The 13,811-nt window shown below is 72.1% G+C and carries 13 protein-coding genes; 9 read left to right on the forward strand and 4 right to left on the reverse strand.

Annotation, left to right across the window (positions count from 1 at the left end):
* Window positions 1-12 precede the first annotated feature (12 nt).
* Together ABD106_RS03555 and ABD106_RS03560 are read left to right on the forward strand one after the other, a co-directional pair.
* Complete coding sequence (locus tag ABD106_RS03555) at window positions 13-879, forward strand: MBL fold metallo-hydrolase (protein ID WP_343917359.1); 867 nt, start codon at window positions 13-15, stop codon at window positions 877-879.
* Window positions 876-2,291 carry a dihydrolipoyl dehydrogenase family protein gene (locus ABD106_RS03560; protein WP_343917361.1) on the forward strand — a complete coding sequence of 472 codons (1,416 nt, stop codon included), beginning with the start codon at window positions 876-878 and terminating at the stop codon, window positions 2,289-2,291. The genes ABD106_RS03555 and ABD106_RS03560 overlap by 4 nt, the downstream gene beginning before the upstream one ends.
* Before the next feature lie 33 nt (window positions 2,292-2,324).
* Here the strand turns inward: ABD106_RS03560 and ABD106_RS03565 are convergent, their stop codons facing one another.
* Complete coding sequence (locus ABD106_RS03565; RefSeq protein ID WP_343917363.1) at window positions 2,325-3,308, reverse strand: aldo/keto reductase; 984 nt, start codon at window positions 3,306-3,308, stop codon at window positions 2,325-2,327.
* A 219-nt stretch (window positions 3,309-3,527) separates the two neighbouring features.
* On the opposite strand from ABD106_RS03565, the gene ABD106_RS03570 reads away from it, so the two are divergent.
* The 4 genes from ABD106_RS03570 to ABD106_RS03585 all read left to right on the forward strand — a co-directional run bounded on the left by ABD106_RS03570 (window position 3,528) and on the right by ABD106_RS03585 (window position 7,286).
* Window positions 3,528-4,919: a hemolysin family protein gene (locus tag ABD106_RS03570; protein WP_343917365.1), complete on the forward strand. Its 1,392-nt coding sequence runs from the start codon at window positions 3,528-3,530 to the stop codon at window positions 4,917-4,919.
* Window positions 4,916-5,947, forward strand: coding sequence for a CNNM domain-containing protein (locus ABD106_RS03575; RefSeq protein ID WP_343917367.1), 1,032 nt, complete (start codon window positions 4,916-4,918; stop codon window positions 5,945-5,947). The genes ABD106_RS03570 and ABD106_RS03575 overlap by 4 nt, the downstream gene beginning before the upstream one ends.
* Entirely contained in the window at window positions 5,947-6,759 is an 813-nt protein-coding gene (locus ABD106_RS03580; protein ID WP_343917369.1) for an alpha/beta fold hydrolase, read from the forward strand. The genes ABD106_RS03575 and ABD106_RS03580 overlap by 1 nt, the downstream gene beginning before the upstream one ends.
* Before the next feature lie 89 nt (window positions 6,760-6,848).
* Window positions 6,849-7,286, forward strand: a complete 438-nt coding sequence (locus ABD106_RS03585; RefSeq protein ID WP_343917371.1) for a hypothetical protein — start codon at window positions 6,849-6,851, stop codon at window positions 7,284-7,286.
* A 55-nt stretch (window positions 7,287-7,341) separates the two neighbouring features.
* Here ABD106_RS03585 and ABD106_RS03590 read toward each other — a convergent pair whose 3' ends face one another.
* The gene (locus ABD106_RS03590; protein WP_343917373.1) at window positions 7,342-8,244 is read right to left on the reverse strand and encodes a LysR family transcriptional regulator; all 903 of its coding nucleotides are present in this window, start codon (window positions 8,242-8,244) and stop codon (window positions 7,342-7,344) included.
* Between the two features lie 74 nt (window positions 8,245-8,318).
* Here ABD106_RS03590 and ABD106_RS03595 point away from each other — a divergent pair, with 74 nt between their 5' ends.
* From ABD106_RS03595 to ABD106_RS03605, 3 genes are all read left to right on the forward strand, one after another.
* On the forward strand, window positions 8,319-9,644 hold the full coding sequence (locus ABD106_RS03595) for an ArgE/DapE family deacylase (protein ID WP_343917375.1): 1,326 nt from the start codon (window positions 8,319-8,321) through the stop codon (window positions 9,642-9,644).
* A gap of 9 nt (window positions 9,645-9,653) precedes the next feature.
* Window positions 9,654-9,788 carry a hypothetical protein gene (locus tag ABD106_RS03600; protein WP_343917377.1) on the forward strand — a complete coding sequence of 45 codons (135 nt, stop codon included), beginning with the start codon at window positions 9,654-9,656 and terminating at the stop codon, window positions 9,786-9,788.
* A gap of 202 nt (window positions 9,789-9,990) precedes the next feature.
* Complete coding sequence (locus tag ABD106_RS03605; RefSeq protein WP_343917379.1) at window positions 9,991-11,700, forward strand: ribonuclease J; 1,710 nt, start codon at window positions 9,991-9,993, stop codon at window positions 11,698-11,700.
* A gap of 44 nt (window positions 11,701-11,744) precedes the next feature.
* Here the strand turns inward: ABD106_RS03605 and ABD106_RS03610 are convergent, their stop codons facing one another.
* Entirely contained in the window at window positions 11,745-12,332 is a 588-nt protein-coding gene (locus ABD106_RS03610) for an N-acetyltransferase (RefSeq protein ID WP_343917380.1), read from the reverse strand.
* 93 nt (window positions 12,333-12,425) lie between these two features.
* On the reverse strand, window positions 12,426-13,643 hold the full coding sequence (locus tag ABD106_RS03615; RefSeq protein WP_343917382.1) for an MFS transporter: 1,218 nt from the start codon (window positions 13,641-13,643) through the stop codon (window positions 12,426-12,428).
* Between the last annotated feature and the right edge of the window lie 168 nt (window positions 13,644-13,811).

Here is a 13,811-nt window from a genome sequence, read left to right on the forward strand (position 1 = left end):
CGGGGGCGTCGCATGCTGCATGAGGTGGCCGACGGCGTGCTCGTCCATGAGAGCGAGTTCCTGCAGAGCAACGCGGTCGTCGTGCAGGGATCTGCAGGCGTGCTGCTCGTCGACCCCGGCATCACGCGCGACGAGCTCGCGGCGCTCGGCGAGCAGCTCGGCGCGCTGGGCCAGCCGGTCGTCGCCGGCTTCTCGACGCATCCCGATTGGGACCACGTGCTCTGGCACCCGAGCCTCGGCGACCCGCCCCGCTACGGCACCGCCCGGTGCGCAGCCTCGATGCGCGAGCTGCTGGCACATGAGGACTGGCCGGCGCTCATCGCCGAGGGCCTGCCGCCCGAGCACGCCGACGAGATCCCGATGGAGCTGCTCGGTCTCGTCTCGGGACTGGCGGATGGCGCGACCCGGGTGCCGTGGGACGGCCCCGTCGTGCGGATCCTCGAGCACCGAGCGCACGCGCCGGGTCACGCGGCCCTGCTCGTCGAGGATCGCGGCGTGCTGATCGCGGGCGACATGCTCTCGGACATCCTCATGCCGTTCCTCGACCTGGCGGCAGACGACCCGATCGACGACTACCTCGCGGCGCTGTCGATGTTCGAGGCCGTCGCCGACGAGGTGCGGGTCGTCGTCCCCGGTCACGGCTCCGTCGGCCGCGGCGACGAGATCCGACGCCGAATCGAGCGGGATCGCGCGTACGTCGAAGCGCTGCGCGACGGCCACGAGCCGGACGACGCGCGCGTGGGGGCATCCGCTCCGCTCTCCTGGCTGCCCGACATCCACCGATGGCAGGCCGAGCAGATCGCGGGGCGGGCGAGGCCCGAGGGTCGCGGCATCGCGGAGGGTGACGCCGGCGCCCGCGAGCGAGAGGATGAGGGATGACCGACCCTGAGCGCGACGCGCACGACTACGACCTCATCGTCATCGGCGCCGGCGCCGTCGGCGAGAACGTCGCCGACTACGCCACTCGGCGCGGTGCCCGCGTCGCGCTCGTCGAGGCCGAGCTCGTCGGCGGCGAGTGCTCCTACTGGGCGTGCATGCCGTCGAAGGCGCTCCTGCGCTCCGGGCACGCGCTGCGCGCCGCCGGGCGCGTTGCAGGCGCGCGCGAGGCCGTCACCGGCGCGATCGACGCGCCGGCCGTGCTCGCGCGGCGCACCTCGTTCACGAGCGACTGGGACGACTCGGGCCAGGCCGAGTGGGTCGCCTCGGCCGGCATCGACCTCATCCGCGGGCACGCGAGGCTCGTCGGCCGCGGGCTCGTGCTGGTCGGCGATCGCACGGTCTCGGCGAGGGCGGTCGCGCTCGCGACGGGCTCGCACCCGGTGCTGCCCGACATCCCTGGCCTCGCCGCCGCGGCACCGTGGAGCACGCGCGAGGCGACCTCCGCCGACCACGTGCCGGCCAGGCTCGCCGTCATCGGCGGCGGCGTGTCGGGAGTCGAGCTCGCGCTCGCGTTCTCGTCGCTCGGCTCGAGCGTGACGCTCCTCGCCCGCGGAGGGCTGCTCGGGCGCGAGGAGCCGTTCGTCGGCGAGCTCGTCACCGCCGCGATCGTGGCGGAAGGGGTCGACGTGCGCGAGGGCGCGACGCCCACGCGGGTGGCTCGCGCGCCGGACGGGGTCGTCACGATCGAGCTCGACGACGGCAGCCGGCTCGAGGCGGACGAGCTGCTCGTCGCGACCGGTCGCCGACCCGCGCTCGACGACCTCGGGCTCGACGCCGTCGGCCTCGACGCCGAGCTCGCCGTCGACGACACGATGCTCGTGACCGGCACCGACTGGCTCTACGCGGTCGGCGACGTCAACGGCCGCGCGCTGCTGACGCACCAGGGCAAGTACCAGGCGCGCGCCGCGGGCGAGGCGATCGCCGCGCGGCTCAAGGGCTCCCGAGTCGACGACGCGCCGTGGGGGCAGCACGTGGCGACCGCCGACCACGGCGGGGTGCCGAGGGTCGTCTTCTCCGATCCCGAGGTCGCGGCCGTCGGCCTCACCGAGGCGCAGGCGCGCGAGGCCGGCATGGAGGTGCGCGCGGTCGAGCACGAGCTCAGCCAGATCGCGGGCGCGAGCCTGCAGGCCGACGGGTACGCCGGCCGGGCGAAGCTCGTGGTCGACGAGCGGCGTCGCGCCGTGGTGGGCGCGACCTTCGTCGGCCAGGACGTCGCCGAGCTCGTGCACGCAGCCACCATCGCGGTGGTCGGCGAGGTCACGATCGATCGGCTGTGGCACGCGGTGCCCGCTTACCCGACGATCAGCGAGATCTGGCTGCGACTCCTCGAGGCCTACGGCCGGCCGGAGTGACGAGCGTCGGGGCGGCCGCGGAGGGCCTGCCCGTCACCAGCGGTCGGCCACCAGCGGGGCGATGAGCTCGTCGTAGATGGCCTCGACACCCGCGAGCGCGTCGCTCGACAGCGGCGCGAGCGCGGCAGCGGCGGCGTTGCCCCTCGTCTGCTCGACGTTCCTCGCGCCCGGGATGACCGTGCTGACGCCCGGCTGGTCGATGATCCACCGCAGTGCGAACTGCGCCATGGTCGCGCCCTCGGGCACGAGCGGCGCGAGCCGGCGAACCGCCTCGAGACCGGTCTCGAACGGCACGCCCGCGAAGGTCTCGCCGATGTCGAACGCCTTGCCCTCGCGGTTGTAGCTGCGGTGATCGTCCTCCGAGAACGTCGTGCGCTCGTCGTACTTGCCCGAGAGCAGGCCGCTCGCGAGCGGCACGCGCACGATGATGCCGACGTTCGCCTCCGCGGCGGCGGGCAGCACCGCTTCGAGCGGCGCGAGCCGCAGCATGTTGAGGATCAGCTGCACCGACGCGACGTTCGGCCGGGCGATCGCCGCGAGCGCCTCGGCGCGCGTCTCGACGCTCACGCCGTAGCTCGCGACGCGTCCCTCGTCGACGAGCACGTCGAGCGCGTCGAACACCGCGTCGCTCTCGTAGACGGCGCTCGGCGGGCAGTGCAGCTGCACGAGGTCGAGCCGCTCGACGCGGAGGTTCTCCCGCGAGCGGTCGGTCCACGCCCGCAGGTTCTCGAGCGTGTAGTGCTCGGGCACCTGCGGCATCCGCCGGCCGGCCTTGGTCGCCACCATCACGTCGTGGTCGCCGAGCTCGCGCAGGAACGCGCCGATGAGCCGCTCGCTGCGCCCGTCGCCGTAGACGTCGGCGGTGTCGAAGAACCGCACGCCCGTGTCGTACGCCGCGCGCAGCACGCCGAGCGCGTCCTCCTCGCGCACGTCGCCCCAGTCGGCGCCGAGCTGCCACGTGCCGAGGCCGATCACCGAGACGCTCCGCCCCGTCCGTCCGAGCATCCGCTGCTCCATCACATCCCCATCTCGTCGCATCCGCGTGGTCGCTCATCAGTATGGATGCGCGCGCTGGACGGACCCCCTCGCATAGGAAGCGCACACGGTCGCTGGGTAGGATGGCTTCGAATCCCCGACACACGAGAGAGACTCCCCCGTGCGCCATCATCATCGCTCCTCCGCCGACCAGGAGGGTCGATCACCGATCCCCCTCGACGTCCGAGGGGGTGAACACCGATGATGGCGGCAGCGCTCACCCTGCTGCTGGGCATCCTGCTGACGCTCGCGATCATCGCCGCCTGCGGCTTCTTCGTCGCCCAGGAGTTCGCGTACATGTCGGTCGATCGATCGCGGATGGCCGCGAAGGCCGAGAAGGGCGACGTGCAGGCCAAGCGCGTGCTCGCCATCACGAAGCGCACGTCCTTCATGCTCTCGGGCGCGCAGCTCGGCATCACGGTGACGGGCCTGCTCATCGGCTACGTCGCCGAGCCCCTCATCGGAGAGTCGATCGGCACGCTGCTGGGCGGAGCGGGACTCGACCCAGCCGCATCGGTGCTGATCGGCACCGTCGGGGCGCTCGTGCTCGCGATGGTCGTCACGATGATCTTCGGCGAGCTGTACCCGAAGAACCTCGCCATCGCGAACCCCGAGCCGCTCGCTCGCGCGCTCGCGATGCCGACGCGCATCTACCTCGCCGCGTTCGGCTGGCTCATCGCGATCTTCGACCTCGCCGCGAACGCGCTGCTCAAGCTGCTCCGCATCGAGCCCCTCGAGGACGTCGACGAGAGCGCGACCGCGCGCGACCTCGAGTCGATCATCGAGGACTCGCGCGCGAGCGGCGACCTGCCCGATGACCTCTCGATGATCATCGACCGCATCCTCGACTTCCCGCGACGCGATGTCGAGCACGCGATGGTGCCGCGCTCGCGCGTCGACACCGTCTCCCCCGACACGACGATCGGCGAGGTCAAGGCACTCATGGCGACCGCCCACACGCGCTACCCGGTGATCGGCGACGAGGACTCCCCCGTGGGCGTCGTCGAGCTCATCGACCTGCTCCGCCGCTCGCACGACGAGAGCGCGCCGGTGTCGTCGGTCATGCGCGAGGCCGTCGTGCTGCCCACCACGATGCCCCTCCCCGCCGCCCTCGACCGGATGCGCCGCGCGCGCAACGAGCTCGCGTGCGTCGTCGACGAGTACGGCAACTTCGACGGCATCCTCACGATCGAGGACCTCACGGAGGAGGTCATCGGCGAGATCTCGGACGAGCACGACACCGAGGTCGAGGAGGTCGTCACCGTCGGCGACGACAGCTGGACCCTGCCGGGCGACGTGCACCTCGACGAGGTCGAGCGACTCATCGGGCACGACCTGCCGCGCGACGACGCAGAGACCATCGCCGGCCTGGTCGTGAGCCGATACGGCGACCTCATGCCCGCGGGCGCGTCCGTGCGCGTCGCCCTGCCCGAGCGTGCCGCGGAGGCCGCCCTGGGTCTCGGCGTGCAGCGGTGGCTCGACCTCGAGGTGCTCGAGGTCGAGCGGCACGTGCCCTCGCAGCTCGTCGTGCGGCTCGTCGAGGGGGACTCGACGACCATCGACGCCGAGCCAGACGCGGAGGTCACGCGATGAGCTGGTGGATGGTCACGATCGTGACGCTGCTCCTGATCCTCGCGAGCGCGTTCTTCGTCATCGTCGAGTTCGCGCTGCTCGCGGCACGACGGCACCGCCTCGAGGCGACCGCGAGCCGGAGCGCGTCTGCGCGCGCCGCGCTGCGCAGCATGAACGAGCTCACGGTGCTGCTCGCATTCGCGCAGCTCGGCATCACCGCGTGCACGTTCCTCCTCGGTGCGATCACGAAGCCCGCGATCGACTACGCGCTCTCCCCGCTGTTCGAGCAGCTGGGACTGCCCTACGTCGCCGCCGACATCACCGCGTTCATGCTCGCGCTCATCGTCGTGACGTTCCTCCACCTCGTGATCGGCGAGATGGCGCCGAAGTCGTGGGCGATCGCCCATCCCGAGGTCGCCGCCAAGGCGACCGGCATCGCAGCGCGAGTCATGACCTGGCCGCTGCGACCGTTCCTGCTTTGGATCAACCGCATAGCGAACCGCTTGGTCAGGGCCTCGGGCGTGGAGCCCGTGGAGAAGGCGGCGGTCGGCGGTCAGGACGCCGACACCATCCGCAAGCTCGTCGCCCACTCGCGCGCAGCGGGCGTGCTCGACGAGCAGTTCTCGCAGCCCATCGACCGCGCCATCGCGCTCAGCACGCTCACGGTCGGCGACATCGTGCGCACCGACACGGTGCCGACCGCCGTCGCGGCCGACGCGACGGTCGCCGACCTCCAGGCCGCCGCGGCGGCATCCGGCCACCTCCGCCTCCTGGTGGGCGCGGGCCCGGACTCCCGGGTCGCGCACGTGCGAGACACCCTGATGGTCGACCCGGCAGCGCCGGTCGCGACCATCGCTCGCGACGCGTTCCGGATCGCGCCCGAGGCCTCGGCGCACGACACGCTCGCGCGCATGCGCCGGGCGAGGGTGCAGCTGGCGACGGTCGTCGAGCGGGAGCAGCTGCTCGGTGTCGTCACGCTCGACGACCTGCTCCGCGAGATCCTCCCCGGCTCGAGCGATCCCTCGCTGCAGGTCGCTGCGACGCCGTGATGCGCGTCCGCTTCCCCTGGTCGCGGAAGCGGTCCCTGCCGCTGCTGCACGTCACCGAATCGGGCACGGGCCCGACCGTGGTGCTCATCCACGGCATCGCCTCGTCGACGACCACGTTCACGAACGTGATCCCGCTGCTCGTGCCCGACCACCGGGTCGTCGCAGTCGACCTGCTCGGCTTCGGCGCGTCGCCGTCGCCGGCCGCCGCGACATACACGGTCGAGGAGCACGTCGAGTACCTCGAGCGCACGCTCGAGGCGCACGGCGTGGGCGAGTGCATCCTCGTCGGCCACTCCCTCGGCAGCCTGATCGGCGCGCGCTACGCCGCCACGCACCGCGACGTCGCGCGCGGGCTCGTGATGGTGAGCCCGCCCGTCTACCTGCCGCCGGAGTCGTTCGGCGATCCGGTCGAGCGCACCGCGATGGGGCTGTACCTGCGCGCCTACGAGTTCCTGCGCCGCAACAAGCGGTTCACGATCCGCAACGCGGCGCTGCTCGCGCGCCTGTCGCCGATCAAGGACGTGCTCGAGGTGAACGAGCGCAACTGGCGGGCGTTCACGCTGTCGCTCCAGCACGCGATCGAGACGCAGAGCGCGGTGAGCGACATCGCCGAGGTGCAGGCTCCGGTGCAGCTCGTCTACGGCACCCTCGACCCGTTCCTGATGCCCGGCGGCCTACGGATCGTCGAGCAGATGCGGCACGTGTCGGTGCATCGCGTCGCGGGCGGCGACCACGTCATCCGCCGGCGGATGGCGAGGGTGGTCGCCACTGCGGTCGCGAGCGTGGCCGCTCGCGAGTTCCGCGCTCGCTGAGCTGGCGAGCGACGAGTCATCCCACCGCATGACGGCGATCCATCGCTGGCCCGATGCGAGCGCGGGGCGGGATCGGCTGGACTGAGGGCATGAAGACACAGCACACGCCGCTGGCCGCCCTCGCGGCCGCCACGCTCGCCATCGCGACCCTCACCGGCTGCACGAGCATCACCGACCTCTTCGAACGGGTCCACAGCGAATCGTTCGAGACTCGTGCCGACGCCGCGACCGGATGGGTCGGCGTGCCGATGCCCGAGTGGCTGCCCGACGACGCGACCGACATCCGCTCGACCGCGACGCTCGACGAGACCCACGCGGTCATCGCCTTCGCCGGCGGCGAGCCGATCGGATGCGACGAGGCCTCCCGCTCGACGCTGCCGTTCGATGGCCGGTACGGCGGCTTCTCCGACGCGAGCGAGCTGCCCGACATGGTGCTCGGGTGCGGCCCGTACGAAGTGCACGAGACGACCGACGGATGGCTCGCCTGGTTCAACGCCACCGAGGCAGGCCAGACGCCCGTCCAGTGACCCGCCGCTCCGGGCGCCGAGCGGCACGCTCGGCGTTCGCTCGCGAGCGACGCGATCAGTCCGCCGGCGAGGCGAGCATGTCGACGAGGATGTCCTGCAGCTCGGCGATCGCCCGAGGCGCCGGCGTCTTCGGGCGCACGAACGACGTGCGGCGCAGGTCGAGGTCCTGCACGGCGGCGAGCGCACGCACGGCGAACCGCGTGTCGACGGCACTCGGCGCGACGACGGTGCATGCGAGCCCTTCCGCGACGAGCCCGTGGATCATGTTCAGGTCGTCGGTGCGCATCAGCACGCGCGGCTCGAAACCGAGCGTGTGGCAGACGCGCCGCAGCACCCGGTCGGAGGTCTCCGACTCGTGCCGGCTGCAGACCCAGTCGGCGTGCGCGAGCTCGGCGATGTCGACCTCAGCGGTGTCGGCGTAGGGGCTGCTGCTCGCGACCAGCACGCGGTAGCGCTCCTCCAGCAGCACGTGCATCCGCAGGTCGGACGACGTGAAGGCCGGATCGTCGACGGAGTCGTAGATGAGCCCGGCGTGGAGCTCCCCCGCGCGCAGCAGCTCGACCACCCCGGTGGGCTCCGCCTCGACGACCTCCACCTGCACCGACATGCGTGCACGCAGCTCGCGGATCGCTCGCGGCAGCAGCTGCGAGCCCATGGACGCGAAGGTGCCGAGCCGGATGGTGGAGAGCCCCTGATCCCGCTGGGTGGCGACCAGCCGCTCCGCCTGCTCGAGCCGCGCGAGGATGTGCACGGCCTCCTCGACGAGCACCGCGCCGAGCGCGGTCAGTCGAGCGCCTCGGCGATCCCGCTCGACGAGCCGAGCATCGAGGTGCCGCTCGAGCGACGCCAGGTGGTGGGCGATGGTCGGCACGCCGTAGCCCAGCGCTGCGGCGGCGGCCGTCAACGATCCGCAATCGCGGATCGCGACGAGGATGCGGAGCTGCTGCGGCTGGATCACGTCATAGAGACTATGAGTCATCATGCGACTTCGCGCTATTCCCTCAAAGACGAGCGCGACCTAGCGTTCGAGGCGTGACCTCCGTGCAGCCCCTCGTCGTCAGCGCTCCCGTCGGCGAGCCGACTCCGGACCTCTCGGCAGCCGAGGTGCGGGTGCTCGAAGCGATCGACGCGCAAGCGCTGGTGCTCGACCTCGTCGAGCTCATCCGCGTGCCGAGCGTCACCGGTTCCGACGCCGAGTCGGAGCTGCAGCACCGCCAGGCCCAGCAGCTCGCCGCGCTCGGCTTCGACGTCGACGCCTGGAAGCTCGACCTCGCCGCCCTCGCGTCGCATCCCGACTTCCCGGGCACCGAGGCGCCGCGCACCGAGGGACACGGCGTCGTCGGCGTCCTCGGCGACGACGCGGCCGTTCCCGCACTGGTGCTGCAGGGCCACGTGGATGTCGTCCCGACGGGCGACCTCGACAAGTGGCCGGGCCGCGACCCCTTCAGCGGAGCGATCAGCGCGGGCAGCCTCCACGGCCGTGGGGCGTGCGACATGAAGGCGGGCGTCGCGGCGAACATGGCGGTCGCGCGAGCGCTCGTCGCATCCGGCGTGCGGCTCGAGCGATCCTTCGCCGTGCACGCCGTCGTCGGCGAGGAGGACGGCGGCCTCGGCGCCTTCGCCACCATGCTGCGAGGCCACCGAGGCGAGGCGGCCGTGATCACCGAGCCCACGAGCACCAACCTCGTCGTGGGCAACGCCGGGGCCCTGACCTTCGAGCTGCGCGTCTCGGGGCGCGCCGCGCACGGCAGCGCGCGGCTGAGCGGCTACAGCGCCATCGACGCCTTCCTGCCGATCCGCTCGGCACTCGTCGAGCTCGAACGCGTGCGCAACGCCCACCCCGACCCACTGTTCGACGGCAATGCGCTCCCCTACCCGATCTCGATCGGCATCCTGCGCGCCGGCGATTGGGCCAGCAGCGTGCCCGACCTGCTCGTCGCCGAGGGTCGCCTGGGCGTGCAGCTCGGCGAGCCCGTGGCGCTCGCCCGCGCAGCGCTCGAGGCCGCGGTCGCCGAGGCGTGCCAGCGCGACCCGTGGCTGCGCGACCATCCCGTGCGCGTCGGCTGGCCCGGTGGGCAGTTCGCGAGCGGGCAGCTCGACGTCGCGCACCCGCTCGTCGACGAGGTGATCGGCGCCATCGCCATCACCGAGCGCCGAGCTGCCCGCCTCGCCGGAGCACCGTACGGCAGCGACCTCCGCCTCTACGCCGGCATGGGAGGCATCCCCACGCTCCACTACGGACCCGGTGATGTGCGCTACGCGCACGCGCCGCGCGAGCAGGTCCCGATCGACGAGCTCATCGCGACGACGCGATCGCTCGCCCTCCTCGCCGCCCGCCGCTGCGGAGCGCACCTGTAGCGAGCGCGGATGCGGTGGGTCGCGACGCGCGCGATGCGCCCTTCCGGCGGCACGTCGAAGGTGCTGATCCAGGCGCTCGTCCGCACGCCCGTGCGGCACATCGATGCGGACAAGCGGCGCGACGAGCGCTTGCGCCTAGACTGATCGAGGCCGACTGCATCGCAGGCGAGCCTGCGCGACGCCGCGCCGGTCGCCGCAGGTGACTGCCCGGCAGCGCCATCTCCGGTCCGGGCGAGCACGCATCGTCCATCCGGCACCCGCCCTCTCAGCCCGCAGCGGCTGTCACGGGCACCCACAGCATCCCGCTCCACCGCGAGCGCAAGCACGACACGTCAGGAAAGCACGCATGAGAAACGCAAGGACCGCCAAGCCCGCTCGCCATCATCTGGAGCTGCCCGCTCCGGGGCCGCTCAAGAAGGGTGCGCTGCGCGTCACGCCCCTGGGCGGCCTCGGTGAGATCGGTCGCAACATGACCGTCTTCGAGCACGAGGGCAAGCTGCTCATCGTCGACTGCGGCGTGCTGTTCCCCGAGGAGAACCAGCCCGGCATCGACGTGATCCTGCCCGACTTCTCGGCGATCCGCTCCCGGCTGGCCGACGTCGTCGGCATCGTCCTCACGCACGGCCACGAGGACCACATCGGCGGCGTGCCCTACCTGCTGCGCGAGCGCGCCGACATCCCCATCATCGCCTCGAAGCTGACCCTCGCGTTCATCACCGCGAAGCTCGAGGAGCACCGCATCAAGCCGCAGACCCGCCAGGTGAAGGAGGGCGATCGCATCGACGCGGGCCCCTTCGGCCTCGAGTTCCTCGCCGTCAGCCACTCGATCCCCGACGGCCTCGCCGTCGCGATCCGCACCGCGGCCGGACTCGTGCTCCACACCGGCGACTTCAAGATGGACCAGTTCCCGCTCGACGGCCGCACGACCGACCTGCCCGGATTCGCCCGGCTGGGCGACGAGGGCGTCGACCTGTTCCTCGTCGACTCGACGAACGCCGACGTGCCCGGCTTCATGATCCCCGAGGAGGACCTCGCTCCCGCGATCGACCAGGTGTTCCGCACCGCTCCCCGCCGCATCGTCGTCTCGAGCTTCGCGAGCCACGTGCACCGCATCCAGCAGATCCTCGACGCCGCGGAGCGCCATGGCCGCAAGGTCGCGTTCGTCGGCAGGTCGATGGTCCGCAACATGGGCATCGCCGCCGATCTCGGCTACCTCCGCATCCCCGACGGCCTCGTGGTCGAGATGAAGACGCTCGAGAAGCTGCCCGCGACCGACATCGTGCTCGTCTGCACCGGATCGCAGGGCGAGCCGATGGCGGCGCTGTCGCGCATGGCCAACAAGGACCACGTCATCGACATCGGCCCGGGCGACACCGTGCTGCTCGCCAGCTCGCTCATCCCGGGCAACGAGAACGCGATCTTCCGCATCATCAACGCCTTCACGCGGTGGGGCGCGAACGTCGTGCACAAGGGCAACGCGAAGGTGCACGTCTCGGGCCACGCGAGCGCCGGCGAGCTCGCGTACTGCTACAACATCCTCCGGCCGACCGCCGTGCTGCCCGTGCACGGCGAGTGGCGCCACCTCACGGCCAACGCCGCGATCGCGACGAGGACCGGCATCGACGAGAAGCAGGTCTTCGTCGTCGAGGACGGCGTCTCGATCGACCTCGTGGCCGGCCGCGCCCGGATCAGCGGCCGCGTCGCCGCCGAGCAGATCCTCGTGGACGGCACGACGATGGGTGTCGCCACTGAGGCCGCGCTCACCGATCGCCGCGTGCTCGCCGAGGAGGGCGCCATCACGGTGCTCGCGATCATGGAGCACAGCTCGGGCAGGCTGACGGAGCCGCTCGAGTTCTTCAGTCGCGGCTTCGTCGAGGAGGCCGGGTGGGAGAAGACGGCGACCAAGACGATCGAGGATGCGTTGCGGAACGAGTCGGCCGCCGGCTCGCGGAGCCGTGAGGACGTCGAGGCGCTCATCACCCGCGCGCTCGGCCGCTGGCTGACCCGTCGCCACCGTCGCAACCCGGTCATCACGACCATCGTCGTCGAGGAGTGAGCCGGCGCGCCTGAGGCGCGACCGGTCGCTGCCGCCCCCGAGCGTCACGCGCTCGCGGGCGGCACCGTCTTCCGCATCACCGTCTTGCGCTTGCCGATGTGCCGCTCGAACGTGAAGCCCGCCCGCTCGAACATCGCGCGCGTGCCGTTGTGCAGGAACGACGACGACGTGCGCTTCCCGGGCTCGAGCTCGTTGGGGAACGAGACCACCTCGCCCCCGCCTGCCTGGGCGATCAGGTCGAGGGCGCCATCCAGCGCCTCCCGAGCCACGCCCGAGCGCCGGTGGTCGCGGTCGACGAAGAAGCACGTGATGCGCCACGGCGCCGGTCGCGTCTCCCCCGCGTCGTACTGCTTGCGGTGATAGATGTTCGGCAGCTCGGCCGGGCTGCCGTACTGGCACCACGCGATCGCGTCGGCGCCGTCGAAGACGAGCGCTGCGTGCGCGACGCCCTCGGCAATGAGCCGCTGCTTGAACGTCGGTCCGTCGTGCTCGCGCTTCACCGTGCGGTCGGTGTCGCCGTGGAAGTACGAGCAGAAGCAGCCGCCCCAGACGCCGTTGTGCTTCTGCGCGAGCGCGAGCCACGCCGGATACGTCTCTGCCGTGAGCGGCTTGATCACGTGCGACGTCGTCATCGCGGGCAGCCCTCCGATCACGGTCGGTCCGCTCGGTCGCAGGTCCGACCGGCGCGGGTGGCGCCTCACGCTACTCGGACGGCGCGACGCGGGCTATCCCTGGCTGGGTGACGGGCCAGGCTCGACCGTGTCGCGCAGCCGCGGCGCCCACCGGAGCGCGACGAGGGCGAGCACGGCCAGCACCCCGAACATCCACGCCGCCGTCGGGCCGAAGCCGAGCACGTCGCTCAACCAGCCGACCGTCAGCGCGGCCGCCGCCGCCACGGTGTAGGTCACCGCGCCGTAGGCGGAGGCGAGCGCGCCCTGCTGCGCCGTCGCCGCGCCGCGCGTGAAGGCGACGAGCGCCGCGCGGTAGCCGATGCCCGTGCCCGCGCCGAGCAGCGTGAAGCCGGCGAGCGCGAGTCCGGGCGCGACGACCATCGCCCCGACCGCGACGCCGGCCGAGCCGACCGCGAGCAGGAGCATCCCGCTGATCCACGGTGCGATGCGCGTCAGCACCGGGGTGAGCAGCTGTCCGCCCGCGCTCGCGATGAGCAGCAGCGCGGGCCCGACCGCCTGCACGACGGGCTGGCCGAGCTCGGCGAAGACCGTGGCGCTGAAGACGACGCCGATGCTGCTCCCGATCCACGCGATGCTGCCCGTCACGAGCAGGCGCAGCGTGCCCGGGCGGAGTCGCAGGCGGCGCTTGGGCCGCAGCTCCACGGCACCCGACTGGTGCTCGAGCGAGCGGGCGTTGTCGCGACGCCGCAGCACCAGGACGATCGCGAGCGCCACGAGGATCGTCACGGTGATGACGGCATGCGCGAGGAAGACGAGCCGCGGCGCGGCCGCGCCGACGGTCGAGACCAGCAGCTGGGCGCCCACCATCCCGAAGACCGCCCCGATGAGGTTGCCCGTCGCGGTCACCGATCGACCTGCGGCGCCGATGGCGCCGACGACGAGCGCGGACGCAGCGCCCGTACCGAGGCCGCCAGCGACACCGACGAGCACACGGCTCGCGAGGATCGACGCCGCGTCGGGCTGGATCGCGAGCAGGTCGGATGCGACGAGCGCGACGAGGCTGAGCAGCACCAGTGCTGGCGCGTGGCGCGCGAAGCGTGGCCTCGCGAGCAGCGTCAGGCCGATGACGAGCGTGCCCACGTAGAGCACGAACGTCATCGACAGCAGCACAGCGCTCAACCCGAGCTGCTCGCGGTAGACGGGCAGCAGAGGGTTGATCGCGTTCGACGCGACGAGCTGCATGGCGAATGCCGTCGAGACGAGCGTCGTCTGCAGCAGCGCGAGCCGATGCGGGCGATGGGCTGCGGGCACGGTCATCCTTCGTCTGGTGCGACGGGGACCGTGCGCATGCGTGGGAGATCCCGCACGGGCGCTGTGGGGTCGCCGCCAATCCTACCGAGCGCGCTGTCCGTCGCTCCGGCAGGCGGGCCCGAGGTCGTCGACGGGGCCCGGCGGCAACGGGTCGACGCTGACCGCGAG

Source organism: Agrococcus citreus, assembly GCF_039527715.1.
Taxonomy (GTDB): Bacteria; Actinomycetota; Actinomycetes; order Actinomycetales; family Microbacteriaceae; genus Agrococcus; species Agrococcus citreus.